This window comes from Cupriavidus sp. FW306-01-F10A, assembly GCF_058782785.1.
In genome coordinates this window covers 52,606-78,554 of the sequence record NZ_JBYSYA010000014.1, presented here as the reverse complement: position 1 = coordinate 78,554, position 25,949 = coordinate 52,606, and the positions used below count along the sequence as shown (strand labels likewise).

The window sequence follows — 25,949 nt, the reverse complement described above, 5'->3', positions numbered from 1 at the left end:
TCCAGCCATCCCACACCGCATGCGCATTCTCCTGCTCTGCACCGGGTTGAAGACCGGTGGTGCCGAACAGCAGGTGGCCGGGCTGGCGCAAGCGTTCGCCCAAGGCGGGCATGACGTGGCAATCGTAAGTCTCACGTCCGGATGTGAGGTTGCGTTGCCGGCAGGCGTCACGCTCGTGCACCTCAACATGCGCAAAACGGTGCCGTCGATGGTGCGCGCCCTACGGCAATTGCACAAATTTGTCAGGCAATGGCAGCCGCATATCATCCATGCCCACATGGTGCACGCCAACCTGATGGGGCGCATGCTCGCGGCGCTGACCGCTGCGCCGCCGCTCGTCTGCACAGCGCACAGCGCGCGCGAAGGTGGCCGCATGCGCATGATGGCCTACCGTCTGACCGACCGCTGGGCCACCCTGAACTCGCACGTCAGCGAAAGCGCCAGGCATGCCATGATCGATGCCGGTGCCGTGGCGCCGGACCGCATCATCGTCATGCCCAACGGCATCGATACCGACCGCTTCCACCCCGACCCGGCACTGCGGCAGGCCACGCGCAAAGCGCTGGACATCGATGCCGATACCAGGCTGGTGATCAATATCGGCCGACTGGCGCCAGAGAAGGCTCAACCCCTACTGATCGATGCGTTCTCCGGCCTGGTGCAGACACCCGGCCATGCCGATACCCAGCTCCTAATTGCTGGTGAAGGCCCCATGCGCGGCGTGCTGGAAACGACCATCCGCCAGCATAATGCGGCGGGTTTCATAACCCTGGCCGGAAACCGTCGCGACATACCCGCCCTGCTCAATGCCGCTGACCTCTTCGTGCTGTCATCAGACGTGGAAGGCATGCCGCTGGCCGTGGGCGAGGCACTGGCCTGCGGCTGTCCGGTAGTTGCCACTGATGCGGCAGGCGTTGCCGAACTGCTCGGGGACGCAGGGGTCGTCGTCCCACGCGGCAATGCCAGTGCCCTCATCGAAGCCATGTCCGGCGCACTGGCGCGCGGCATCGGATCCGACGCCGACCAGGCGCGTCGGCGCCAGCGCGTGCTGGCCCACTGCAGCCTGGACACGGTGGCGCGCCGGTGGCTTGCCTGCTATGCGGCAATAGTCGGCGCCCATGGTGGCGTAACCTGCGCGGAGCCGACCTGATGCGGCGCCAGGTTGCCGGCAACCTTGCCTGGATGCTTGTCGAACGCGGCCTGCAGGTAGCGGGCGGCATCGGCATCGTGGCCATGCTGGCGCGCGGGTTGGGGCCCGAGGGGTTTGCGCATTTTCAGTATGCGCAGGCAGTGGTGTATGTCGCTGCCTCAGTTGCGCTGATCTGCGGGGGAGAGGTGATCATCCCGCGGCTTGTGGCAAATAACGATCCAATTGCACAGCATCGCTTGCTGGTTCACGCCTTTGGCTTGCGCCTGGTGGCAGGCGTGCTGGCCTACATGCTGATCGGCGCGCTCATGCTTGCCACAGGCCAGGGCCCGGATATCTGGATCCCTGCGCTGATACTAGGCGTCGCAGTCATACTGCGTGAACCGTTTGGTGTGGTGACTGCCTGGATGCAGTCACGCACTTGGACCAGGCCCAATGCTGTTTTCAATATCACCGCACTGACAGTCAAGGCAGTCTGCGTCGCACTGCTGTTCTGGCTCGGCAGCCGAGGCGTTCCTGCCTACGCGGCCGCGTTCTCCATTGAGCCGGTCATTGCCTCGATCCTGCTGACACTGTACTACCTCGTCCGCGCACCACGGACACGCGTGGAAGCCGACCCGCCGCTGGCTCGTGAGCTCGTTAGAAGTGGCGCCTTGTTCTGGGTGAGCTTCATGCTGATGATGGGATCACGGCGCGTGGATCAGTTGCTCTTGAAGCCGCTGGTGCCTCTGACCGAATTCGGAGCCTATGCGGCCACGATGCAGATCCTGGACAACTTTGTCGTGCTCGCCACGATCCTGTCCGCCGGTATCGCGCCCATGTACGTCTACGCACAGCCCGTCATCGCTCAGGCGCGGCGCAACATCATGAAGATAGCCGGCGCGATGTTCGCCATAGGCATGGCAGGCGGACTGGCGATAGCCGCCTGCGCACACTGGATCGTCCGGCTGCTCTACGGCCCGGCCTTTGCCGAGGCCGCCAATCTGCTGCAGATGGCCGCACTGGCTTCAACGCTTGTCTTTGCCGATGTTGCGCTGACCCTGCTGCCTATCTACTTGCGCCGGCCCCAGTTGGTGGCCATCAAATGGGGACTGGTGTTTGTCGTGACCATTGCCATTGATGTCTTCACGATCCCAGCCTTCGGCGCGCCCGGCGCAATCCTGGGATATGCGGTAGCCAACCTACTGGCGGTTCTGTTCGGGGCCGCCGTCTGGCTGCGGCAGGTACCGGCAGCCGCCGCCGCATGGGAAGCCAGCGCCTGACGGCCAGCCGCATGGCGGCCGACTACGATGGATTTCTCGCCCAACTCCACGGCCGCAGTACCGAACAACAGCCCGATCTGGCGCGCCACCTCGCACGTCAGCGTTTTGCCCACGATGCCGCGGATGTCATTGGCCTTGAAGATGGAGCGAGCTATTTGCATAAAGCTTGTCAAAGGTTAGTACTTGCCGGCCGGCCGCATGCAATCCAGGTATCCGGCCCGCCAAAGTCCCCATTTTGCCAAAGCCATCGGCTGGCAGGCGCTATGTTCTTGCGGGCCGGTTTTCTCGTGCTGGCTTCCTATATCTGCCCGACCTACTTCCGTCGTTCTGCGCAAAGCTCCCCTTCAGCGGGTCAGAGCGTTTCGAATATAATCCCGGTTCGTCTGGCCAATAGCGCCATTTGAACATGTACTTCAAAGGTTCCGCAATGCATACCATTCCGTCATTCGATTTCGAACGGAAGCTGTCGGGCAAGCGAATTCTTGTGACCGGTCACACGGGTTTCACAGGCAGCTGGGCCAGCCTCTGGCTGACGGAAATCGGCGCGGAAGTCGCGGGCTACGCACTTGCCCCCGACCAGACTCCGTCTCTCTATACGGAGATGGGCATCGGCGCGTCGATTGCATCCGAGTATGCAGATGTTTGCGACTACCAGTCGGTCAAGGTGGCATTTGAGCGCTTCCAGCCGGATGCGGTATTGCATCTTGCGGCTCAACCCCTGGTGCGCCGCTCGTATCGCGAGCCGGTAAGCACCTTTGCCGTCAATGCCATGGGTACTGCCCATGTTCTGGAGGCCGCGCGCTTGACGCCGCAGACCAAGGCAGCCGTTTGCATTACGACCGACAAGGTCTACAAGAATAACGAATGGGCTTGGCCGTACCGTGAGAACGACCCGCTTGGCGGGAAAGATCCCTATAGCGCATCGAAGGCCGCTGCTGAGATGATCATCGATAGTTATCGCACCTCATTCGGGACAACCGATGGCAGTGGCCTGGCCATCGCCACCGCACGTGGCGGCAATATTATCGGCGGGGGCGACTGGTCCGAGGATCGCCTCGTCCCGGATTTTGTCCGTGCGGTCGTAGAGAAGACAACCCTTACCCTGCGTTATCCCGAGGCGACTAGGCCGTGGCAGCATGTGCTTGCACTGGTGCAGGGCTACCTGATGCTGCTGGCCGGCCTTGTCGATCAGCCGGCTCGCTACGCGCGCGCCTGGAACCTGGGCCCTCAGGACCCGAAGAGCTTCAGCGTACGGGATGTCCTAGAAGAACTGGCAAAGCACTGGGAGCGCCCGGCGCTGGAGTACATGGACGCGCCACTGCCGGAAGCCGGCGCACTTGCGCTCGATAGCTCGCTTGCCCGCAATCAGCTGGAATGGATACCGCCCTGGGACACGCGCCGGGTCGTGGCTGAGACTGCAAACTGGTATCGCGACTACTATCGCTCACCCGCGGATACGCACCAGATTTGCCGTCGCCAACTGCAGTCGTGGCGTGCCGATATGGCTGCAACCTTTGGGAAATGAGCGTTGTGCGCATTCTTCTTACGGGTGGATCGGGTTTCATCGGCAGCCGACTCGCCAAGCTACTGGTGAAGCGAGGCGTCGCGGTTACCAATGCTGGCCGAAAGCCCTGCATCGTGCCGGGGGTCGCCAATATCACAGTCGCCGCAATGGAGCAGCTTGGCGCTGTGCTGCCGCCTGCATCTAGCTTTGACGGTGTGATTCACTTGGTGGCTGCCGGCGTCAATCCAGGCGACCGGGACCGGGAGACGATCCGGCGGGTCAACGCCATGCTCGCCCCGCAGATCGTCGCGCTTGCCGCATCCGTTGGTGCAAAGGCTGTGATAGTGGCTGGCAGCAGTGCGGAATACCGCGCGCCCGCTACGTTCTCCCCGATGACCGAGCAAGTCCCTCTGGAAACGCAGAAAATCTACGGGGCCTCGAAGGCGGCCGGCGGAATTCTCGCGCTGGCAGAAGGCGCTGCCCTGCCCCTTCCAGTTGCCGTCGTGCGTCTCTTCAACGTGTATGGACCGGGGGAGGCACCGCACCGGTTATTGCCTTCGCTCGCCCACGCCCTGAACGCTGGCGAGCCGGTCAGGCTGTCGCCTGGAACGCAGATACGCGATTTCGTCCATGTCGACGACGTCTGCGACGGTCTCGTTGCCGCGTTGACCACACTCTCAGAAGGTCGCATGCAATCGGGGGCATACAACCTTTCGTCCGGACAAGGTGTCTCCGTCGGTGACTTTGCGCGGGCCGTTGCGGCGGAATTGAACGCCGATCCGGCGCTGCTGCGATTCGGCGCCCTACCCTTCCGACCAGACGATCTTCCATATGTGGTGGGAGATTCGTCGAAACTGCGAGATGCTTGCGGCTGGACACCATGCATCCCTCTTGAGGCAGGCATCGCTCGCACCATAGCGGAACGCTGAAAATATCGACAAGGGGGAGATACCCCGTCCCGACCAAAGCCCATGCATAACGACCCGACCGCCAGCCTTCGCCCCCTGATTTCAATTTCAATCCCGGTGTTGAACGAGGCCGACAATCTCGAAGCCTTGTATGCGCGCCTGGATCAACTGTCGCACCGCATGGCAAGCCGGTGCGACCTCGAGTTTGTCTTCAGCGACAATCATTCGGATGATCAGACCTGGGCCATGCTATCGGAGCTGGCACGTCAGGATCCTCGCGTACGGGCAATCCGTTTCTCCAAGAATGTAGGCTTTCAACGCTCGATTCTCGCCAACTATATGCACACGCGAGGCGACGCGGTGCTGCAGATCGACGCGGATCTGCAGGATCCGCCAGAACTTCTGGACCAGTTTTTCGATCTTTGGCGGGAAGGCTATCACGTGGTCTACGGCATCCGCGCAAAACGACGCGAAGGCCCGATCATGAATGGCTTGCGCAGGTTTGGCTATTGGGTGATCGACAAGATCGCCGAACACCCGATTCCGCGCGATGCGGGTGACTTTCGCCTCGTCGATCGCAAGATCATCGAGACCGTACAGAAATTCCGCTCGACAAACCCGTATCTGCGTGGCCTGATCGCCGGCCTCGGATTCAAGCAGATCGGCGTGTCCTATGAACGGTCGGCACGGGTCGCGGGCGCCAGCAAGTTCAATATCGGTCAGGTACTGAGGCTCGGACTGACCGGGGTCTTCAATCATTCTGTCGTGCCGCTGCGAATCGCGACGTATTCCGGGGTTTTCTTGCTAGGCATAAGCATGCTCGGCGCCGCATATTATCTGATCCTGAAATTATTTCATCCGGAATTGCCTCGCGGGCTCGCGAGCATTCACATTCTGGTTCTGTTCGGCATCGGGTTCCAGTCGCTGCTGCTTGGCATTCTTGGCGAATATATGCAGCGCATCTATCTGCTGCTCCGCGCCGAACCGACCGCTATCGTCGAGCAAGCGCTGAACCTGCGCGCCGACGAATTGAAACTCTGAACCCTGAAAAACTCACCAAAGGGACGCGTATGAAAGCGGTAATTCTTGCTGGAGGCTTGGGCACCCGGATCGCCGAGGAATCGGACACCAAACCAAAACCCATGGTGGAGATCGGCGGCCGGCCGCTGCTTTGGCACATCATGAAGACCTATAGTCATCACGGCATCAATGACTTCGTCATTTGCCTTGGCTATAAAGGCTACGTCATCAAAGAGTTCTTCTTCAATTACTACCGGCACACCGCGGACCTGGAAATCAATCTGGCTACCGGCGAGCACCGCGTGCTCAACACGCAATCGGAGCCCTGGAGGGTCACCCTTATCGATACTGGCGCCGACACCATGACCGGTGGCCGCCTGAAGCGGGTTGCGCCTCACCTTGGCAAGGAAACTTTCTGTCTCACCTACGGCGACGGCCTTTCCGACATCGATATTTCGGCGGAAGTTGAGTTCCACCGCAAGCACGGCAAGCTTGCAACGGTTGCAGCAACCCGGCCGCCAGGCCGCTTCGGCGTTCTGAATATCGCCGCGAACGACCGCGTCAGCAGCTTCGAGGAAAAGCCCTCGGACGAGATCGGCTCGATTAATGGTGGCTTTTTCGTACTTGAGCCCAAAGCCATCGACTACGTCGCCGGCGATTCCACCTCGTGGGAACTCGAACCGCTGCGCAATATTGCCCTCGATGGCGAACTGATGGCTTACCAGCATCATGGGTTCTGGCAGCCGTGTGACACGTTGCGCGACAAGCGCCTGCTTGAAGGCCTGTGGGAAGGTGGCAAGGCACCGTGGGCAGTCTGGCGCTGACACCGCCTATCAAAAGGATGAATTCTAGTCGATGAATGCTCCAGCAAATGTCGCGGAACGAAAGCGGAAGCTCCCGGTACGCCAGATTCTCGGGATAGGCATATCGATCGCGTGCCTGGTGCTCGTGTTCCGGAAGATCGAGTTCGCTCAGCTGCGCACTGCCCTCGAACATTTCAAGTGGCACTACATCGGGTTGGGGCTCGCTTCGCTTGCGTTCGATTATGCAATGCGCATCCAACGCTGGGCCGTATTGCTTCGCGCGGGCGGCGCAAGCGTTTCGGGAATCGCCTGTGCCGCGCCATTTCTTGGCTCGATTACGCTGAACAACGTCTTGCCATTTCGTGCGGGCGACCTGGTCCGCGCGCTTGTCTTCCCCACCGCGATAGGTGTGCGCCGCGTGACTGCCGGGGCGAGCCTGTTGTTCGAGCGCTTAGTCGACCTGCTGACACTGCTGCTGGCTCTGGGAATCGGGCTTTGGCTAAGCCCGACATCCGGGTTGCCGGAATGGCTTGGCAAGTCCGTGGTCACACTCGCCGTCATTGGTGGAACGGTGCTGACGATGATCGTCACGATGCATTCGCTGTTTGTGCGCATCTTGCAGCAGCTTCAGGTACAAGTCGCCACGCGGCAACTGACGAGGCTAGTCAAGGCGCTCGATGTGATGATCGACGTCACCCGCGACCTTGGCCTCATGGCGCGCCCGCGCGTCCTGTGCACTCTGCTGTTGCTCTCGGCCCTGATATGGGCTGGAGAGACCGGTTTGTTCTGGGCAATCTTGCGCGGATTATCCATTGACGCCGGCTTCCCCGCAGCGCTGATGATCATGGCGATTGCCACCCTGTCCACGCTGGTTCCGTCTTCTCCTGGCTATGTCGGACCATTCCACCTGGCCGCCTACTCCGCGGCGGTCATGTTCGGTGGCTCGCCCGCGCAAGCCGCGAGCTTCGCACTACTTGCCCATCTCGGCTTATGGGTGCCCACGACATTGGCGGGAAGCGTCGCAATCCTAGCCCATCCGACGCTATTTAAAGGCCGTACCGCAGAGCTGCCCAAGCTCTGACTTTTTCATCGAGGATCAGTTTCACATGAGCAACCAATATGATGCAGTCATCGTCGGCGCCGGCTTTACCGGTCTAACGGCTGCCCTAGACCTCGCACGGGCGGGACGCAAGGTCCTCGTCATCGAAAAGGAAAATGTTCCTGGTGGGCTGGCGAGCACCTTTGAATTCAAGAATGGCGTCACCATCGAGAAGTTCTATCACCACTGGTTCAACAACGATGAGTTCGTGCCGCAGATTGCACGCGAACTCGGCGTAGAAGACCAGATCATTACCCTCCCGTCGCGCACGGGCATGTACTTCAACGGCAAGCTCTGGCGGCTGTCCACGCCCCTTGACCTGCTGAAGTTCACACCGCTGTCGTTTTTTGACCGGATTCGTCTGGGCTTGCTGGTATTCAAGGTCCGCAAGATCAAGGATTGGAAAACAATCGAGCATCTTTCCATCCGTGAATGGCTTGAACCGCTTTGCGGAAAGCGCGTCTTCCAGATTGTCTGGCAACCGCTGATCGAGTCGAAATTTTCAATTTTTTGCGACGCGGTGAATGCCGTGTGGTTCTGGAAAAAGCTGGTGCTGCGCGGCAGCACGCGCGACAAGCAAGGCGGTGAACAGCTGGCCTACTTCAAAGGCGGCTTTGGCCGCCTGGCCGACCGCATGGCTGAAGAAATCGTCCGGCTTGGCGGGGAAGTACGCTATGGCGTCGACGTGGCCACCGCGGTAACCGAAAATGGTCGCGTGATTTCCCTCGAAACCAGCGACGGCCCGATCATGGCGAAGCAATTCCTGCTAACACCGTCGTTTGCAATCATCGCCAAGATTTTTGGCCAGGCAGCCGATGCGAAATGGCTCGATTCGCTCCGCCGCGTCAACTACCTTGGAAATATGTGCCTCGTGCTGCAGATGGACCGCAGTCTCTCCGACACATACTGGCTCAACGTCAACGATCCGGGCTTCCCCTTCGTCGGCGTCATCGAACACACCAACTTCGATGCGCCCGAGAACTACGACGGCAAGCATATCGTTTTCATTTCGCGCTACCTTGCCACCCAGGATCCGGTCTGGAGTTACGGGGACAAGGAGTACCTTGATTTCGCCATCGAACACTTGCGCAGGATGTTCCCTGAATTCGCTCACTCATGGGTGCAGGACTTCCGGGTCTGGCGCGCCGAGTACGCCCAACCCGTGACCGAACGCAATTACTCTGAGTATGTTCCTGGACGGGAAACGCCATTTGCCAACGCGACGATTTCCACCATGGCACAAATCTACCCTGAAGACCGCGGCACCAATTACGCCATCCGCGAGGGCAGGGAAGTGGCGAAAGCGATCAACGCGCAACTTCAGTGATCAGGTCGCGCGAGTTCGACCCGCGCAGAGAATGCGCTGCGCGTCTGCCCTCTTCCGACCGTTCCTATGCCCGCGGACCCATGGCAATCAAGACAAGACTATTGCAATTCCTGACCTTTGCATTGGCCAGCGCCGCGCTGATGTACGGATTCTGGGACCATATCTGGACGCAAAGTGTCGACCTTGCCCATCATTACGCCCTCGTGGTCCGACTGACGGAGTTCGGCCGCTTGCCCGCCAAGACGGACCTGTCTTTGGGAGAAATGCAGATCTATCCTTCGGCAAGCCATTACATGGCGGTGATCGCAGGTAGATTCCTCGGTTCACCGTTGGCGGGGATGCAATTCATCGCACTCCTTGCAGCGGTGGCGCTGTGGGGCGCGATCGGCTGGATCCTGTGGTCTTTGCCTCGGCCGGCTGCTCGCCGCACGATTGCCACCCTGCTCCTGTTGCTGCTTGCGAACGCGACCATGGTGCATTTCGAGCTGTTCGACCGGGAACTCGTCGGCAACTATTTCTACTCACAGCTCGTCGGCCAGTCGCTTGCCATGCTGGCTATCGCCGTTGCACTGCGAATGGCACAATTGTCGATTTCGCGGTATGCGGTATACGTCTTTCTGATTGGCTCGACCGTACTGATCGAAAGCGTCCATCTCCTGCCAGCTGTCGAATTACTGGGATTCCTGGGTCTGCTGATGGCACTGGACCAGATCTCAGGAGGGAACTGGAAGCGTCTGACGCAGCTTGCAGCAAGCGCTTGCCTCTTCTTGCTGGCGGCGGCCGCGGTAGTGGCACATCCAACATTCCGGGGAATGCGCACCATCAGCGAGAACAACGGAACACTGCCGCTCCATCACATTCCCAATCAGTATGTGCTGGTCGGGATCGCGATTCTGGTAGGCGTGATCTCCACGGTTCTCGTCATACGCTGGTTGAAGTCTGGTCAGCCGGAGATCCGGCGTGCCAACCTCACCCTCAGCTATATTGGACTGTTTGGCCTGTCTGTCGCAATTCTCTGCATACTTCAAGTTGTGGCGCACGCTTTGGGACAAGGCTCGGAATATGCCTGCCGCAAATATGCATTCGCGCTATGCACCATTTTGCTGATCGAATTGGCAATGCTGCCAACCGCGTTTTCATTGTCGTACGCGACGCCCGCCGCCGGACGGCAGACTAAGCTATTGTCTTTTTTTGACACGAGCGCGATCGCAGCCATTGTTCTGGTCTCATCCCTGACGAGTCTGCCATTCCAAAAGGAATGGTCACTGGCAAAGCTGGTCTCGCTGGAACGCGAACTGAATCAACTCAACGATACCGCCGTCCCACGCGGCATTGATAGATCCAACTACGTCGCCCGGCTCCCTGGCTGGGCACCACTGATCGACTATATGTTCTCGATAAGTATATTCAAGACACCGAGAACGGATAACGCCTACGACATCCTGCGAAATCGGATACTAAGTGAGCCGGAGCAGATCGCACACATTGTCACCGGGAAAGGAAGACAGCCGTATGATATCGAAGCATGCCGACTAGCGACTCCCGACACTTCGCTTGCCGTCATCGATGGCGCCTGCTTCGCCAGGCTGGTCCCTCGCCGCACCGTTTGTCAGGGCTGGTTTCACCTTACCCCCGAAAATTGGTTGGATCGTAGCGTCTTGCAAGGCTTCGGAAATCCCGAGGCACACGGTACGTGGACGGTCGGAAACGAAGCCTCGCTGACGTGCCAATTGCCAAACCTTGCCGTGGATCGCCCCAAGGCAATGCGCATTATTGCCCAAGGCTTCGCGCCGGGCGACCATGTGCAACGTGTCGCGATCTCTATAAACGGAGCCGCACCGAAGGAATTCCGTTTCGACAAAGAGGGAGAACAGAAGATACTCGAGTTACCCATCCCCGCGAATAGCCCGAGCCTGAAGCTTACTTTTTCCCTGCCTGACGCCATTTCACCAGAAGCAATGGGAATTGCGAGTGACGAAAGAAAACTGGGACTCTATGTGAGCTGGATTCAGTTCTCTGTGAACGGCACTTTCGAATAACCGCAGCAGAGTGTCAACGTTTATCGTCTACCCCAGGCCCTGGCCGCAGAAACCTGCTGCCTCGGCCAAACTGGAACTTTGGAGGCGATTAGCGTCATAACCTGCCTAGCGCGCCGCGATCCACCCGGCTGCGCATTCAAACTGGATCAACGGGAATTCAGGCCTCGCATTTGCTCCAACTGATCAAGCGCGAGCTTGGCACTGCGCTCCCAGGAAAACGTGGCCGCATGCGTGATGGCGTGCTGCTTCAGGCTAAGGCGGAATTGTTTATCCTGCAAGGCTTGGCATATCTTGTTCGCGATGGCCTCCACCGAACGGGGATCAAACAGCGCTTCAGCATCGCCAATCACCTCCGGGATACTGCTCGTGTTCGAACCGATCGAGGCTGCCCCGCAGGCCATTGCCTCTAGCGCCGGAAGGCCGAACCCTTCATAGAGCGAAGGGAACACATGCACCTCGCACAGGTTATATAGAGCCACCAGCTCGTCGTCAGGAACATATCCAGTCAAGACCAGTTCCGACTCATGCAGGCCAGACAATCGCGCCATCCCGCCCAACTCCGAGCGCACCGCCGGTTTGACATTACTGCCAATGACGAGTTGGTAGTTGCCGCGGATCGCAGCCGGCAGTCGCGCGAACGCCGAAATGAGATTCGCGAAATTCTTGCGCGGGTCAAACCCACCTGGCACATAGAGCACGAATGGCTTTGTTATCTCATACTTGGACAACAGGCGCTTCGCTTCATCCGCACCATACCGCTGTGGCGCGAACATGGATTCTACCGCACCCGAGATATTTACAATTCGATCCTCGTTGAACCCCAGTAGCTCTATCGCTTCCTTGCGAGAGTACTCCGATATCGCCAGAAGATAATCGGCCTGCCTAAGCGACTGCAGCTTTCCCTCGTAGTACTCTACAAACTCTTGGCCGGTATAGTAAAGCTCCTTCAACGCCATCGGGATCAGATCGTAGAGCGTGACCGCTGTCGGCACGTACACTCCAGAACGACCAACCGATGTTACCGCGTCGTCCACCGAACCCTCGAACAGACTCGTCAGATGAAGTGCATCAGGCTTCAGAGCCGCGATAAATCGCTCACGCGCGATTTCCGCTGCCCGCGTCCGGCCCCTGTTTTCCGGAGCCGTCGCAGTCACCGCACCACTTGAAGGAAAAACTGCGACCTGGTTCGCGGGGATGAACCCGCTGAATTCCTTCGACAACGGCATGATCGAATCCGGGAAGTTCCCGTTCAGAACCAGCCAGACCTCGTGCGCTCGCTCAACCGCCTGACACGCCATCGCCTTTGCCAGTGACTTGCTGTAACGGCCCACGCCTCGAAAGCTGCTATCGTTCTGCGCCGCCTGGAGATCCAATGCAATCTTCATTCTTTTCAACAATTACTTGATGCTTCTCAGCGGCCTGATCATCGCTGCGGCGCAGCACTAGCGCGCTAAAGTGAAGTGATCACTCACGAGACGGCGCATTCTGCCCTTCCGTCTACTCTTCCTCGCGGACCAAGTCAAACCATCTTTTCACTGCTTGACTGGCTTCTTTGCCAGCACCCTCCGCACGATTCGGAGGAGGCGCCAGGCATTGCGCATCGCCAGCAAATGAATCGCTGACACTGCCAGGAAGGCCAGGAACAATACTTGCTCCGACAATCCGATACGCCATCCATAGACCCCGGCCAGTCCAAGTAGCGCATTGCTGACCAGTATGATCCAAACCGTTGCGTCCGGGCTCACCCGCAGCCGCAACAGTACGTGATGCAAATGCGAGCGATCGGCGGACAAGGGATTGGACCCCTTGATAAGCCGGCGCAGCACCACCGTCAACAAGTCGATAAGAACGAAGCCAAGCACCCACAACATAACCACCGGCGGGATCCGGCGCCCGCCGTTGTAGTTCGCCTGCGACAATTCAACGGCGAACCAGACAATGGCGAAGCCCAGCATCAGGCTACCGGCATCGCCCAGGAACACTCGCATGCGGCCTCGGAGCGGGTTCCGTATATTGAATAGCAAGAACCCCAGGATCGCTCCGCAAAAAATGACGCAGATCCGCTGCGCGGCACCGTTTCCGACTTCACCGGCCAGATATGCCAGCCACAGAAAGATAATCAACGCCAGCCCGCCGGCGAGGCCGTCCAAGCCGTCGCACATATTCATGGCGTTCACCACTGCGACCACCGCGAACAAAGTGAGTGGAATGCCCCAATTTACCAGGTCGATCTCGCGGCGACCGAGCAGATCGCCCAGCGATCCCAGATAGATGCCGCCCCAAGACGTCATCAGTATCGCCGCGAAGAGTTGCACTACCAGCTTTCCAACCGGGGGAATTCCCTTCAGGTCATCCACGACCCCGATCAAGGCCAGTACGCTAAGCCCGCCGAGCAGGGCAACGTAGTAGCCCTGCGTCCTCATGAAGAGAATTGCCCCTGCCCAGACAGCAAGGGTGATGGCAATCCCTCCTACCAGCGGAACATCCCCAACGTGTCGTTTGCGCGAGTCGGGGCGATCAAGCAGCCCCATGAAAACGGCGAGCGGTCGAAGCAGGAAGATGCAAAGCACGCTGATCAGGAAAACGACAGCGGGAACCCAGAAGAAGTCGAACATAGAAGTATCGAAAAGGACCGCCTGCGGTGGCAACGCGGCCGCCGAAGCATCAGGAGTCTGCTAGAACTTCCCTGTAGAGATCGCTGTACGCTTTTCCTAACGCTGCACCAGAGAAGAGCGTCTCATATCGATCTCGCGCCGCTCTGCCCATGCGACCGGCCAGCGCATTCTCCGACGCCAGCGTGCGAATGGCCTCGGCCAATGCCTCAGGCGATTCCGGTGGTACGACTAGGCCCGTCACGCCATGCTGATTCACATACGAGGTGCCTGAACCGATCTCGCAGCACACCATCGGCTTGCTGAACATTGCAGCCTCGACCAGTACCATGCCGAATGCTTCCGAGCGCAGGTGCGATGGCAGCACCAAGGCCCGGCATGTGGCGAGCAGCGCCCGCTTTTCTTCATCGGTCACCTGGCCCGCGAACACCACATTGGCAGCGCCTACCTGTCGTGCCAATTCCTTGAGGCGCTCCATCTCCGGGCCCGAGCCCGCAATCACGATCTTTGACGCAATCCGGGGCGCTGCCTGGACCAGGGTATGCAATCCTTTGTAATACCGAAGCACCCCGAGTGCGAGGAAGAATGGCTCCTGCCCCAGTCCGAGACGTGGCGGTGCGCTGGCATAGGCCTGGCGATCCACGGCCATCCCTGCCGCTGCACTGTCCGCATAGTCGCCGATGCCAAGCGGGATCATGCGAAGCTTGTCCCGATCGACCTGCCCGAACAATACCGGGCTGGTTTTCAAATAGGTCGGCGAGGTGGCAATGACCGCCGACATCGAGCTGAGCATCCAACGCATCAAAGGCGCATAGACTTCTCCGAGATGGCGCTGGCGCACGATATCGGAGTGATACGTCATGACCGCGGGCTTGCGGCTCCCCCCGAGCAAGCGCAGGACGTCAGCGAATGGCCAGGGGAAATGGAAATTCAGCACGTCCGCCCACTGCGCCAGTTGCCGGTAGCGCAGAAACGAACCGGGGCCGCCCAGATCGCAGGAGGCTGGTGCAGCCCACGATCTGGCCCGCACCACCGTCCCCTCCGGAAGCTCGACCTCCATCGGCTGAGGCTGCGGCGACAGGGTGAAAACCCGCGACTCCACGCCGAAGTCGCGCGTGCCAAGACAAATCTGCCGGATCGCTTCCTGCAAACCGCCTGGCGGGTCTGGAAAATATGTGCGGTAGATGTGAAGAACGCGCAAAGGGCGGCCGCTGACGTCAGGCTTCATACATCCATCGCAGGGTATCTTCCAGCGCAATCACGTTGATTTCGCCAATTCGGTCACGCAATTTCTGATTGCTTCCGCGCAGGTATTTCACATCCCCTTGACGGACGAATGCCGGATTTGTCTTCACCGTGATCCTGTAACCGGCAATACGCTCCATGATATCGAGCACATCCTGCAGGCTATATGCCTCGCCCGAACACACATTGAAGACCTCTCCGGCCGGTGCCGCCTGCAACAGCCGCGCGTAGGCATCCACGACCATCCTGACGTCCGAGAAATCACGGGCCACGTCAACATTGCCCAGTTCGATCTCTTTCGCGCCCCGGCGGAAATGGTCGACGATCTTCGGCAGCAGGAAGTCATGCGACTGCCCCACACCCGTGTAGTTGAACGGCCGTACGATGGTAATCGGCAGCTTGGAAGTCCACAGCTGTGCCATCATTTCCATGGCGATCTTGCTCACCGCGTAGTCGTTGGCCGGTGCGGGGGCTACCGACTCAGTCAGCGGATCCACGGGCGTGTTGCCGTAGACATTGGCGCTGCTTGCCAGCAGGACCGATTCCGGTGTGATGCCGGCTGCGGCTTCCAGGAGGTTGCGCGTCCCGACCACGTTGGTGCGATAAATGGCCTCCGTATTGCCATGCGCGACGAAGGCAATGGCCGCCAGGTGCACGAGAAATTCCGGCTTGACGGCGGCCAGCACACTGGCAAGCCGCTGCCGGTCCATCAGATCGCACTGGTAGACGTCTTCTTGCGGCGCGTCACCTTCGTGGGCCAGACCGACAACACGATAGCCTTTGGACCGGAGCGTATCGGCGAGGTATCTGCCGGTAAAGCCCCGGATCCCCGTAATCAGAACCGTTCGCATCTCAGAATGAATAACCTTGCTGGTTGCGACGCAAATCCGCTTGGACCATCATCTGGCACAGCTCTTCCAGGGTGGTCTGCGGTTTCCATCCGAGCTCGCGGGTGGCTTTTTCCGGATTGCCGATCAGGAGCTCCACTTCTGCCGGGCGGTAGAACCTGGGGTTGATCCGGACCACGGGCTTGCCAGTCGCGGCATCGATACCCACCTCATTCTCCTCTTTGCCCTGCCAGGTCACCTGGATGTCCGCGGCCTTGAATGCCATCGTGACAAAATCACGGACGGTAACGGTGCGATTGGTCGCCAAGACATAGGTATCAGGCTTGTCAGCCTGAAGCATGCGCCACATGCCTTCCACATATTCCTTGGCAAAACCCCAGTCGCGCTTTGCATCCAGGTTGCCCAACTCCAGTACGTCCAGCTTGCCGAGCTTGATCTTCGCAACCGAATCCGTGATCTTGCGCGTCACGAATTCACGGCCGCGCAGCGGTGATTCGTGGTTAAACAGAATCCCGCTGCAACCGAAGATGCCATAGGACTCCCGATAATTGACGGTGATCCAATGGGCGTACAGCTTTGCCACGCCATATGGGCTGCGCGGATAGAAGGGAGTATCTTCAACCTGGGGAATCGCCTGCACCTTGCCGAACATCTCGGAGGTTGACGCCTGGTAGAAGCGGATCGCTGGATTGACTATGCGAATGGCTTCCAGCAGATTCAGCGGACCAATCCCGGTAATCTCCGCGGTGGTCACAGGCTGGTCGAACGACACTCCGACAAAGCTCTGTGCCGCCAGGTTGTAAACCTCGGTGGCACCGGTCTGCTGCAGCAAGCGGATGCTGGCGCTCAGGTCCGTCAGGTCATACTCGACCAGATGCAGGTTTTTGTGATCTTGAATGCCGAGTTCCTCGATCCGCCAGAAGTTGACGGAGCTAGTACGACGGTAAGTACCGTAGACCACGTAGCCCTTCTCGAGCAGCAGCTCGGCAAGGTAGGCGCCATCCTGGCCAGTAATACCGGTGACAATTGCGGTCGTATTCTTAGCGTTCATCTGATTCTTTCCAGTCAATATTCTCTTCATTACCGCGGGGCATCTACTTGCATGCATTCCCGCCCCTCACTTCACTCTGCCAGGCACCAGAACCCGCCGAGCCGCCGCCTGCCTGTTTCAGCTTGCCAGCAGGCCACCAAGCCGCTCGGCGCTCTGCGCCCAGGTCTCCCACTTGAGCCCTGCCGGATCCGGAACCCGTCCGTGCTGCCTGAGATCAATCCACGCGCGCACCGCCAGCTCCAGATCTGCCGGCTCGTTTCCGGAAAAATAATACGCCGCCGATCCGGCCACTTCGCGGAACACCCCAATATCGCGCGCAATAATGGGCAGACCGTGATGGGCCGCTTCGATCAGGGGCAAGCCGTAGCCCTCTCCTTCCGACGGCGCCAGCAGGCAAGAAGCGGCTGCATAGATCCGACCGAGGTATTCATCACTGATGCCCTCCAGCCAGTGCAGTCGCCGTCCCAACTCCGGGCAGCGTCGAATTGCGTCCACCGTGGCGGGAATCGTCCGGCGCTCATGTCCGGGCAGCGCCTTCCAGCCTTCATAGCCGACGATCACCAAGTTCACATCGACGCCGGCACGCCACAAACGCTCAAAGGCTTGAACCGTTTGCAGGTGGCCTTTGCGCGGCTCGATAGTCCCTACCATCAGGAAGGTGGGGCGTGATGACAAGCGATCCAGAATGGCTACCGCGCCATCCGGCAATCCCGTGGTCGGAAATGACGCCGATACATCCGCACCGAGATGGGATACCAGCAATTCCGGTGAGGTCCGATTGGCGCCCGGCGGGTTGTCCCGCAACCAGTCAGACAGAGACTGCCGTACGTCCTCGGAAATACAGATGAGCATGTCCGAATTCGCACAGATGGCTCTTGTCCATGCCGTGTGCGTATCATGCGCCCAAGGTGGGAAGAACTCCGGTCGGGTAATGGGCAGCAAATCGTACACTATGAAGCCCACCTTGGCGCCGCTTGCCCGCCAATAATCATATAGACCTTGGCTTGCGGCCTGCACCACGCCGTCGGAAAAGAGATCCAGTGCGACCAGGGCATCGCCATGCAACGGAACGACGACATCGTCCTGTGCCGGCGCAGATTGGAAGCCCTGCTGCGCAGACAGGTAGGCCTGGGCCTTGCGAACACGCCACCGGCCGCCCTCCTGGACCAAGTAGACGGGCACGACATCATAGCCCCTCGGTGGATTCAGCAGCAGTTCTCTCAGCAGAGCCCTGGCCACCCGTTCAATGCCCGTCTTCAGGTCGTTGCGTGCCGTTGCCGAGACATCCACATAAATATGCGGCTTGCGCGCGACAAACAACAAGTCAGCCGCGTCCTTCGCAACGTCGTCCCGAATATCGGGCGCGCATGGCGGGTAGACCCGCCAGAAGCGGATGGCTGCCTTTTTCACCTGCTGCACAGGCGCCGACAAGGCGACCGCCTCGATGGCATCGGCATAGCCCGCCGCGGTCTTGGCCGGCGTATGGCTGGAATCGATATACGCCGGTCCAACAGTGCGCAGCCTGGACCGCAGCGCCGCATCGCAATGCAACTCCTCGAGCGCGGCAACAAGGTCGGCAACCTCAAATTCATCGCTCAGCTTGAGCAAGGCGTCATCCGGATATTCCGCCATCGAGCCATTCGCGTTCACCACCAGCGGAACGCCATGGGCCAGGCAATCCAGCACCGTGCGCGAGGTCTCACCGCGCGAATGGGTCCGCAACTGCACCGCCATGTCGGCCGCGGCCAGGTAGTCATCGAAGGTATCGCGATCGGCAAAACCCGTAATGCTGATACGAGCACCCCCATCGATGCCTGCAATCATTTCATCGATACGGTCGCCGTAATCCAACTCCTCCCTGCCGCCGACGAAGACCAGCTTGCACTGCCTGTTGCCCGCCAGGCTCGATCGCCCCCAGGCGTCAAGAAGTATGTGGTTAAGCTTCGTATAGTCCATGAAGCCGAACGCACAGACCACGAAATCCTCATCCGCATAGCCCAACGCTGCCCGGGCCTGCGCGCGCCGATCGACTTCAACCCTGGCGCGATGCTGCCTGACCACGCGCACCTTCGGCAGAAAATCATCGCCGTAATATTTGCGCACCAACTCCCGGCTATAGTCCGAATGCACCACGACAGCGAGCGCGTGGCTGAAAACCTCGTAGCTGCAAGGCCAGTCCCGCTTCGCGGCATGCAGGCCTTCGCGCGCAAGATATTCCAGCGCGGCATATCCGTGCGAACGCAGCATCGCGCGCTTCAGCGCATCCGGCCGGTAGCCGGACACCTCCATCCACAACAGCAGGCTACTGAGATAGAAGTCATGCAGGACAACAACGCCTGGATATTGCTTCATCAAGTCCAGCATGTGGACATGAAACGGCGAGTTGCCCATTTGGTAGACGATGCGCTCGAACGTCTCCGCATGCTCCTTGAACCAGGCAACGTCGCGCACAGAGACGGTCGAGCCGTCCGGCATGGGCTGGACCTCCGCCTGGTCCGAAATCACCGTAATCTCATACCGCCCAGCAAGCGAGGGGATCAGGTCAGCAACATAGTCCGCAATACCTGTGCGCTCGGGAGGCAACGGGGTGACCAAGGCAAGGCGGGCCTTCCCCGCCGGTGCCGGACTTGCGGCCGGCACCGTGGCGCTTTGGGCCGCTTGCTCGACCCCCTGCTCGATCGCACGCAATGCGCGCTGCGCGGTCTTGTCCCATGAGAACTCCCCGGCTTGCCGACTGGCATGCTGCCGCAAGGACTGACGGAAGACGTCGTCGATCAGCGCGCGAACCATAAGGTCGCGCAGTTGCGGCACCGAACTCGGATCGAACAACGCATCGTCGCGCCCAATGACTTCTGGCACGCTTGTCGCGAGGGAACCGATTACCACGGCCCCGCAGGCCATGGCCTCCAACGGCGGCAGCCCGAAGCCTTCATGCAGGGAAGGAAACACAAACAGCTCGCACGCCTGGTAGAGCGTGCGCAGATCGTCGTCGGAGACATGGCCTAATACGAGCAGCTGGTCCGGAACGAGACCCGATTCTGCGGCGATCCGCCGGATTTCGCCGATCCGTTCCTCTTCTGCTCCCCCGACCAGGACAATCTGACGCGTCTCCCTCAGTTCGCGGGGCAATGCGGCAAAAGCCTTCACCAGCAGGCCGAAGTTCTTGCGAGGCTCGAGATTGCCCGCAGACATGATGAACGACCGCGAGATACCGAATCGTTCCGCCAGGACCGCTCCGTCAACCGGCTCGTCGGCCGGACGGAAATGCGCATCGCATGCCGAAGACATGTTGACGATACGGGGTGCTAGCTCCCGCAGCGCGCCAGCACATTCGAGCCGGGAGTAGTCGGAGATCGAGAGCAGAAGATCAGCCCGCTTCAGTGAATCAATCTTCAGGTTGTAGTAGGTCTTGTAGTGAGCTGGCCAGTTCGGATCCGGATTCAGATAAGGGATGAGATCGTATAGCGTGACCGCGGTAAACGGTGCCTTCGCCAGCAGGCCCACCGAAGTGATGGCATCGTCCACAAACCCTTCGAACAGGCTGGTCAGGAACACAGCGTCGGGGGCCAGGGAGGCAATAAGGCGCTCCCGCGCCAGCTCGGCAAGCCGTGCCCGGCCGGTGTTGGCCGTATCGAATTCCGCGACCGGACCAGCGGCATCAAAGACCAGGACATCATCGGCCCCGACCTCACCTGCAAACTCTTGCTTGAGTTCCTCCAGCCCCTGCGGATAGAGGCCGTTCAAGAGCAGCTTGACAGTGTGCTGGCCGCGGTTACGAACGATGGCCTTGGCCAGCGCCAGCGAGTAGCGTCCGATTCCCCGAAAGCGGCTGGCGGATTGGCATCCCTGCAGGTCGAGTACGATTTTCACGATAGTTTATAAGGCTAAAGGCAGGTCTGTTATATCAGAACAGTGACTGGTAGCAGCGCACGACGTCCTGCATGACCTGTGGCCACAGCAGCCTGTGGCGAGCCGCCCAGACGGATTTTTCTGTCGACGCGGCGGCGGCCTCGGTAATGCCGGCGCGCATCGAATCGTGCGACCACGGATCCACATAGGTCACCGAATCGCCGAAATACTCGACGGTCGAGCCTACCTTGGTCAACAGCACGCGCGCGCCCAACGCGGCTGCTTCGATCGCTGCGATGCTGGGTGTCTCGAGCAGACTCGGCATGGCGAAGAATTCGCAGCCCGCCATCGCCGAGCGCATCATTTCCGATGCATAAGGCAAGTTGCCAACCAGGCGAAGCCGGTCGCCGCCAGCTTCCATGCAGGCCTCTGCATAGTGCTGGTCGCGAATGCTCCCTGCTACCACGAACAGCAGGTCGGGCCGCTGCTCACGCAGCAAGCGCAGGAATTCGAGTTGATTCTTTCTCGGTTCAATGTTGGCTACGTTCAGTACGTAGGGTCCGTCGATGCCGAACGCCGTTTTGAACTTGCCGGGATCGGCCGGCACGACAAAGTCAGCCTCGGCGGCGTTGTAGACGGTGTGAAATTTTTCGCGCGCAAGCCCGAAGACATCGCTGAGGGCGTCGCCCTCCATATTCGAGTTAACGATGATGCGATCGGCCAGTTCGAGTATGTTCCAGATGGCCGCATACGGGTAGTTTGACTTCGTCTCCTGCGTGACCCACAGGTTAGGGCTGACCACGAATTTGAGACCACGCCTCTTGGCGTAGTCACACATTTCGATAGTGCCCGGCATGACAGAGAACGCATGAAAAATCTGATACTGGTCCAGGTCAGTTTTCCACATGTCATAGAGATCCGCCTGCACCCCGAAGCGTGGCAGGTGATGCGCATAGGCAAGCAACTGGCGCTCACCGCCGCCAGCAACATCCATTGCCCACGGATAGCTGTAAAACAATGCCTTCAATGTCATACCCCGAATAGTTATTGTCGATACTCTTCCGTGCCTCTCGGCCGGCCTATGACTGATTCCAGATGGTTTGCATGAGCCAGTCACGCCCTGTAATACCGGAAGCCTGATCTGAAAGCAGAAACGACACAAGTTGCGCCACTTCTTCCGTCGTATTGAACCGCTTCAACTCGAGCGGCTCGCAGATGCCACGATAGAACTGCTCGGACGTCATGCCCTTTTCTCGGGCCATGCGCTCGACGTCACCCAGTGCCATCTCCGTACCCACCCAGCCAGGGCAGATTGCATTGACAGTTATGCCTTCCTTGCCCAATTCCTTTGCCCAACATTTGGTCATGCCGATCAATCCGAACTTGGAAGCGCAGTACGCGGAATACCCAGCCCGCCCCTCCTTCCCAAGCTGAGAGGCAATATTAACAATCCGGCCAGGACGCGATAGCTTCTGCAGCAGGCCACGAACTAACAAGTACGGCCCCACGAGATTGACGGCAATGGTCTCCCCCAGTGGGTCTTCACCTTCCTCATCTATTCCGAATGGTGTACAGACGCCAGCATTGTTCACAAGACCCCATATGTCTGGCGGACAGTCGGCACAGAATCGCGCAATTTGCTCCGCATCCGCCAAGTCCAGATGGCAGACCTTTGCATTGGCTTGGATAACGAACGGCTCACTTTGCAGCGCGTGAGCAGAGTCTGCACTGCTAGCCACAAGTGTCAATGAATAGCCTTGGACAGCCATGGTGCGGGCTATCTGTAGTCCGATACCACGACTTGCCCCAGTCACAATCACGTGCCGCATTTTCACTGTTACACCCATTCAAAATTGATTTGTCGCATTCGACCAATTTCTGCCAGCAGTTGCTTAGTTGACTCCGCCCACGAGAGGATCGTCATTGCTTCCGGCCTTGGATGCTCGCCGGAGTGTCGCAAGACCTCCCACCTACGAATACACTCCAGCAGGTCCGATCCTGAAGTTCCTTCAAAATAATACGCCGCTTGCTGGCAAACCTCTCGAAACACCGGAATATCTCTGGCAATTATAGGCAACTGTGCTTGCGCCGCCTCAACCAATGGCAGCCCAAACCCTTCGTCCTCAGACAACGCTAGCAGGGCTATCGATGCACCATATATCAGTGAAAGAAACTCATCGCTGATACTATCGAGCCAATGCAACTTCTGACCAAACTGTGGGTGCGACTTGATGCGATGAATGAGTGCATCCACCTTCCAACCCGGTTTCCCAACAATGACAAGTGATGCCGGGCAGCCGTCAGCCCATAGTTGATCAAAAGCATCAAGGGCAAGGCTGTGCCCTTTTCTCGGCTCCACGGTTCCGACCATCAAATAGCTATTTGAGGCCCCTATCTTTTCCAAAAGTTCGAGATAGCCCTCAGGCAATCCGGCCGTAGCGAACGGCGTCGACCGGATGTCCGCTCCCAAATGAAAATAGCCTAAAGAGGGGCGATCGGATTTTCCAGAATCATCTTCTTCCGCCCTCCATCGCTCCAGGTCGACTCGCACCGTGTCGGATATTGCAACTATTCCGTTCGTGTCAGATAGCGCCCAATCCAGCCAGTGGCGAAATAAATCTAGATAGCTATATCCATTGAAATACTGCTGCTCGCCCTGAAACCATTCCGGGTGGCGTACGGGAATTAAATCATATACAACCACATAGACGCCGACACCAACAGCGCGAAAACGGCTGATTTCATTCCGCAATGCCACAGAAATATTGAATGCAAGATCTACGCAGATGAGCAGGTCTCCTTCAGCGGGCTCGATCCGCCTATTGGTGCGGACGATGAGCGGCTGTTCGCTTACTGATGCAGCGACGAAATTCCCCTCATAGAAAGAGCCCGACTCATCACCGATCGCCAAAACCGGAGTCCAGCCAACAGGCGGATCATCTACTAGAGATGCGTATATAGCCTTAACAACTCTATGTATCCCCGTTCCATTGAATGTATCGAGACCGGATACATAGAAAAGTAGACGATTCCCCATGATAGCCAAGTTACTCAAGATGTCACGCGATGACGATTCCGCTCGATAGCCTCAAAAATTACACTCCTATCAACGTAGTGGCCAAAGTGGGTTTCATCCACTCGCGACATCACGCCGACCGTCCTCACAAGGCCAAGATAAGATTGACCGTTGAGGAAATGCTTGTCATAGCACATCCGCTCCCAAAGGTCCGCGAGCGAATATTCGAATGGGACTACAGTAGGCAAGCCAACACGGGAGAAAACGTTATAGTGGGCATCCAGCGTCTCTTCGTCGGAAATTCCGAGCAGTAGCGCCACCTCCGCAGAGACGCACATACCTATCGAAACCCCTTCACCGTGATAAATCTCACCGCCAGATAAGTGCTCAATTGCATGACCGATAGCGTGCCCATAATGCTTGATAGACTCGTTGTAGTCGGTCTCATCCGGCTCGATGTCACCACTCATCACCTGCATCTTCAACTCGATCGAACGCAGTACCGTTTCCGAAAGGAATTCAAGATCAAGCAAATGCTCGCTATTGGCACATATATACTTCAGAAATTCCGAGTCATGGCAAAGTGCATGCTTAATCGACTCGGCAAGGCCATCGCGCACAAACCTTATGTCCAGTGTACGAAGAACATAAGGATCGACTACGATTTTGGAAGGCGCATGGAAGCTCCCGATCAGATTTTTGCCATGCGCAAAGTTGATGGCCTGCTTGAAACTGATAGCTGCATCGACCTGGGAGAGCAGACTAGTCGGAATATGCACCAACCCAATTCCACGATATAGCGTGGAAGCCAGAAAACCGGCAAGATTATTTACTACACCACCACCAAGACTAAAAATTACAGAATACTTGTCGAAGTTATAATTCAAGGCCCCTTCCACAAGCTGGGAATACCATTTAAAACTCTTCGATCCCTCATTGGCAGGGACCACGAGCGTACGAACTTGACGCCCGGAACGTTCAATGCATTCAAGAACTGTGCGCAGGTACAGCTTTTCGACGTTCTTATCAGTCACGAGCAGGTGTGTTGACTCTTTCCGGATATGGTCAAGTACGCCCATGCTATCCAAGTGCCGAAGGGCATCGTTCTGGACAATAACCTCGCTGTCGAGCCTCCGCTCAGCATGGAAATTGAAGGAACGGGGCAGATTGGTTTTGCTCATTTGGTCCTACTTTTTTCGAGACATATCGCTCAGCGTTAATTAGGCTTTTTGACGAGGTCAAGTTCGCAGCTTCAACACCCTTACCAGAGGTTCGAGGCTCTGTGGCAGCAAGTGCTGGTTATGTACACTCCTTTGCAGCTGCGGCGACACGGGCATACTCAACGCCGCCTCCACGCCACGCTGGATAGACGAAATCGATACCGGATCCACCCGATGCACCAGATCGCCGAAATGTTCTCGAGTCCATGGCCCGTCCGACAGTACCATCGGCACTCCAGCCAATCCGGCTTCGAATGCAGAGAATCCTGCCGGCTCCAACGATACTTCGACAAAGGCCTTACATCCGCGTAGAGCTGAACGGAGAATTTCCGATTTCGGCTGCAGGTACGGTAGAAATTTGAAGTGCCCCGGGGCGGCTCGAACACAGGCCTCGTAGTAAGTACGGTCACGGTAGTCACCGACAAATACCAGCGGAGTCTTCGAATCGCGCAGTGCGTGAATGGCGGATAGCTGATTCTTCCTCTCTTCAATAATGCCCACACTCAAGAGGTAGTCGCCTAGCTTGTAAGAATCCTTGAAAAGAGCATCATCAATCTTCTCCTCAAAACACGAATCAATACCCCAGCGGCAGTACGCAACCTTGGAGGCTGGCAGCGGTACGAATTGTGCGACATTTTCGTACTCTGATTTTGATTTGAACACGACGATATCCGCCAACCGGAAGAACTCGGCCGCGAAATCCAGATTGCGCGTATCCGGCTCCTTCGCCCACCACACGCTAGGCATCAGCACCAGCTTCTTGCCCGCTTCCTTGACCTCCCGGACAAACTCCATGCCGGTCGGCACCACCGAGTAATGCAGGATCACGTCGTACTTGCTCAAGGGCAGCGAGGTCGATCCGTAGATATCCGCACGCACACCCAGTTGCCGCAGGTTCGTCAGAAGGTCAACGAGCTCAAGCTCGCCGCCTCCGCGGTGCAGAAACGCGGTAGGGTAAGTGGTGATCAGTACTCGGGAATCACTCATTCAATACTCCGG

Annotated in this window: 20 protein-coding genes and 1 pseudogene; 9 read left to right on the top strand and 12 right to left on the bottom strand. The window is 58.4% G+C overall.

The window, feature by feature from the left end:
- The first annotated feature begins 19 nt into the window (after positions 1 to 19).
- A complete protein-coding gene (locus tag AC3WLF_RS20175; RefSeq protein ID WP_492358723.1) occupies positions 20 to 1,150 on the top strand; it encodes a glycosyltransferase in 1,131 nt (376 codons plus the stop codon).
- On the top strand, positions 1,150 to 2,409 hold the full coding sequence (locus AC3WLF_RS20170; RefSeq protein ID WP_492358722.1) for a lipopolysaccharide biosynthesis protein: 1,260 nt from the start codon (positions 1,150 to 1,152) through the stop codon (positions 2,407 to 2,409). The genes AC3WLF_RS20175 and AC3WLF_RS20170 overlap by 1 nt, the downstream gene beginning before the upstream one ends.
- 14 nt (positions 2,410 to 2,423) lie before the next feature.
- On the opposite strand, the pseudogene AC3WLF_RS20165 reads toward AC3WLF_RS20170, so the two are convergent.
- A pseudogene (locus AC3WLF_RS20165) lies at positions 2,424 to 2,570 on the bottom strand (phosphomannomutase/phosphoglucomutase); the annotation flags it as partial.
- Positions 2,571 to 2,815: 245 nt separating this feature from the next.
- Between AC3WLF_RS20165 and rfbG the strand changes: the two are divergent.
- The 7 genes from rfbG to AC3WLF_RS20130 all read left to right on the top strand — a co-directional run bounded on the left by rfbG (position 2,816) and on the right by AC3WLF_RS20130 (position 11,109).
- Positions 2,816 to 3,934 (top strand): CDP-glucose 4,6-dehydratase, encoded by a 1,119-nt coding sequence (rfbG, locus tag AC3WLF_RS20160; RefSeq protein ID WP_492358756.1) that lies wholly within the window; start codon positions 2,816 to 2,818, stop codon positions 3,932 to 3,934.
- Complete coding sequence (locus AC3WLF_RS20155; RefSeq protein ID WP_492358721.1) at positions 3,931 to 4,842, top strand: NAD-dependent epimerase/dehydratase family protein; 912 nt, start codon at positions 3,931 to 3,933, stop codon at positions 4,840 to 4,842. The genes rfbG and AC3WLF_RS20155 overlap by 4 nt, the downstream gene beginning before the upstream one ends.
- A gap of 42 nt (positions 4,843 to 4,884) precedes the next feature.
- Positions 4,885 to 5,862, top strand: a complete 978-nt coding sequence (locus tag AC3WLF_RS20150) for a glycosyltransferase family 2 protein (protein WP_492358720.1) — start codon at positions 4,885 to 4,887, stop codon at positions 5,860 to 5,862.
- A 29-nt stretch (positions 5,863 to 5,891) separates the two neighbouring features.
- Positions 5,892 to 6,665, top strand: coding sequence for a glucose-1-phosphate cytidylyltransferase (gene rfbF / locus AC3WLF_RS20145; RefSeq protein ID WP_492358719.1), 774 nt, complete (start codon positions 5,892 to 5,894; stop codon positions 6,663 to 6,665).
- A gap of 31 nt (positions 6,666 to 6,696) precedes the next feature.
- Entirely contained in the window at positions 6,697 to 7,725 is a 1,029-nt protein-coding gene (locus AC3WLF_RS20140) for a lysylphosphatidylglycerol synthase transmembrane domain-containing protein (RefSeq protein WP_492358718.1), read from the top strand.
- A gap of 25 nt (positions 7,726 to 7,750) precedes the next feature.
- On the top strand, positions 7,751 to 9,070 hold the full coding sequence (locus AC3WLF_RS20135) for an NAD(P)/FAD-dependent oxidoreductase (RefSeq protein ID WP_492358717.1): 1,320 nt from the start codon (positions 7,751 to 7,753) through the stop codon (positions 9,068 to 9,070).
- Positions 9,071 to 9,150: 80 nt separating this feature from the next.
- Complete coding sequence (locus AC3WLF_RS20130; protein WP_492358716.1) at positions 9,151 to 11,109, top strand: hypothetical protein; 1,959 nt, start codon at positions 9,151 to 9,153, stop codon at positions 11,107 to 11,109.
- A gap of 146 nt (positions 11,110 to 11,255) precedes the next feature.
- On the opposite strand, the gene AC3WLF_RS20125 is transcribed toward AC3WLF_RS20130, so the two are convergent.
- From AC3WLF_RS20125 to AC3WLF_RS20075, 11 genes are all read right to left on the bottom strand, one after another.
- Positions 11,256 to 12,494: a glycosyltransferase family 4 protein gene (locus AC3WLF_RS20125; protein ID WP_492358715.1), complete on the bottom strand. Its 1,239-nt coding sequence runs from the start codon at positions 12,492 to 12,494 to the stop codon at positions 11,256 to 11,258.
- A gap of 147 nt (positions 12,495 to 12,641) precedes the next feature.
- Positions 12,642 to 13,724 (bottom strand): MraY family glycosyltransferase, encoded by a 1,083-nt coding sequence (locus AC3WLF_RS20120; RefSeq protein WP_492358714.1) that lies wholly within the window; start codon positions 13,722 to 13,724, stop codon positions 12,642 to 12,644.
- Between the two features lie 49 nt (positions 13,725 to 13,773).
- Entirely contained in the window at positions 13,774 to 14,922 is a 1,149-nt protein-coding gene (locus AC3WLF_RS20115; RefSeq protein WP_492358755.1) for a glycosyltransferase, read from the bottom strand.
- A gap of 16 nt (positions 14,923 to 14,938) precedes the next feature.
- Positions 14,939 to 15,817 (bottom strand): NAD-dependent epimerase/dehydratase family protein, encoded by an 879-nt coding sequence (locus AC3WLF_RS20110; RefSeq protein ID WP_492358713.1) that lies wholly within the window; start codon positions 15,815 to 15,817, stop codon positions 14,939 to 14,941.
- 1 nt (position 15,818) lies between these two features.
- Complete coding sequence (gmd, locus tag AC3WLF_RS20105; RefSeq protein WP_492358712.1) at positions 15,819 to 16,865, bottom strand: GDP-mannose 4,6-dehydratase; 1,047 nt, start codon at positions 16,863 to 16,865, stop codon at positions 15,819 to 15,821.
- 117 nt (positions 16,866 to 16,982) lie between these two features.
- Positions 16,983 to 20,735, bottom strand: coding sequence for a glycosyltransferase (locus tag AC3WLF_RS20100; protein ID WP_492358711.1), 3,753 nt, complete (start codon positions 20,733 to 20,735; stop codon positions 16,983 to 16,985).
- A 34-nt stretch (positions 20,736 to 20,769) separates the two neighbouring features.
- On the bottom strand, positions 20,770 to 21,747 hold the full coding sequence (locus AC3WLF_RS20095; RefSeq protein WP_492358710.1) for a glycosyltransferase: 978 nt from the start codon (positions 21,745 to 21,747) through the stop codon (positions 20,770 to 20,772).
- Between the two features lie 46 nt (positions 21,748 to 21,793).
- Entirely contained in the window at positions 21,794 to 22,543 is a 750-nt protein-coding gene (locus AC3WLF_RS20090) for an SDR family NAD(P)-dependent oxidoreductase (RefSeq protein ID WP_492358754.1), read from the bottom strand.
- An 8-nt stretch (positions 22,544 to 22,551) separates the two neighbouring features.
- Complete coding sequence (locus AC3WLF_RS20085) at positions 22,552 to 23,625, bottom strand: glycosyltransferase family 4 protein (protein ID WP_492358709.1); 1,074 nt, start codon at positions 23,623 to 23,625, stop codon at positions 22,552 to 22,554.
- Positions 23,626 to 23,765: 140 nt separating this feature from the next.
- Positions 23,766 to 24,911, bottom strand: coding sequence for a 2-deoxy-scyllo-inosose synthase (locus tag AC3WLF_RS20080; RefSeq protein ID WP_492358708.1), 1,146 nt, complete (start codon positions 24,909 to 24,911; stop codon positions 23,766 to 23,768).
- A 57-nt stretch (positions 24,912 to 24,968) separates the two neighbouring features.
- The gene (locus AC3WLF_RS20075) at positions 24,969 to 25,937 is read right to left on the bottom strand and encodes a glycosyltransferase (RefSeq protein ID WP_492358707.1); all 969 of its coding nucleotides are present in this window, start codon (positions 25,935 to 25,937) and stop codon (positions 24,969 to 24,971) included.
- Between the last annotated feature and the right edge of the window lie 12 nt (positions 25,938 to 25,949).

Excerpts from the sequence above, each read along its gene's own strand:
- AC3WLF_RS20110 (WP_492358713.1), bottom strand. The coding sequence starts at position 15,817 with ATGCGAACGGTTCTGATTACGGGGATCCGGGGCTTTACCGGCAGATAC.
- AC3WLF_RS20150 (WP_492358720.1), top strand. The coding sequence starts at position 4,885 with ATGCATAACGACCCGACCGCCAGCCTTCGCCCCCTGATTTCAATTTCA.
- AC3WLF_RS20155 (WP_492358721.1), top strand. The coding sequence starts at position 3,931 with ATGAGCGTTGTGCGCATTCTTCTTACGGGTGGATCGGGTTTCATCGGC.
- rfbF (WP_492358719.1), top strand. The coding sequence starts at position 5,892 with ATGAAAGCGGTAATTCTTGCTGGAGGCTTGGGCACCCGGATCGCCGAG.
- AC3WLF_RS20125 (WP_492358715.1), bottom strand. The coding sequence starts at position 12,494 with ATGAAGATTGCATTGGATCTCCAGGCGGCGCAGAACGATAGCAGCTTT.
- AC3WLF_RS20175 (WP_492358723.1), top strand. The coding sequence starts at position 20 with ATGCGCATTCTCCTGCTCTGCACCGGGTTGAAGACCGGTGGTGCCGAA.
- AC3WLF_RS20135 (WP_492358717.1), top strand. The coding sequence starts at position 7,751 with ATGAGCAACCAATATGATGCAGTCATCGTCGGCGCCGGCTTTACCGGT.
- AC3WLF_RS20130 (WP_492358716.1), top strand. The coding sequence starts at position 9,151 with ATGGCAATCAAGACAAGACTATTGCAATTCCTGACCTTTGCATTGGCC.
- AC3WLF_RS20170 (WP_492358722.1), top strand. The coding sequence starts at position 1,150 with ATGCGGCGCCAGGTTGCCGGCAACCTTGCCTGGATGCTTGTCGAACGC.
- AC3WLF_RS20075 (WP_492358707.1), bottom strand. The coding sequence starts at position 25,937 with ATGAGTGATTCCCGAGTACTGATCACCACTTACCCTACCGCGTTTCTG.
- AC3WLF_RS20120 (WP_492358714.1), bottom strand. The coding sequence starts at position 13,724 with ATGTTCGACTTCTTCTGGGTTCCCGCTGTCGTTTTCCTGATCAGCGTG.
- rfbG (WP_492358756.1), top strand. The coding sequence starts at position 2,816 with ATGTACTTCAAAGGTTCCGCAATGCATACCATTCCGTCATTCGATTTC.
- gmd (WP_492358712.1), bottom strand. The coding sequence starts at position 16,865 with ATGAACGCTAAGAATACGACCGCAATTGTCACCGGTATTACTGGCCAG.
- AC3WLF_RS20080 (WP_492358708.1), bottom strand. The coding sequence starts at position 24,911 with ATGAGCAAAACCAATCTGCCCCGTTCCTTCAATTTCCATGCTGAGCGG.
- AC3WLF_RS20140 (WP_492358718.1), top strand. The coding sequence starts at position 6,697 with ATGAATGCTCCAGCAAATGTCGCGGAACGAAAGCGGAAGCTCCCGGTA.
- AC3WLF_RS20095 (WP_492358710.1), bottom strand. The coding sequence starts at position 21,747 with ATGACATTGAAGGCATTGTTTTACAGCTATCCGTGGGCAATGGATGTT.
- AC3WLF_RS20090 (WP_492358754.1), bottom strand. The coding sequence starts at position 22,543 with ATGCGGCACGTGATTGTGACTGGGGCAAGTCGTGGTATCGGACTACAG.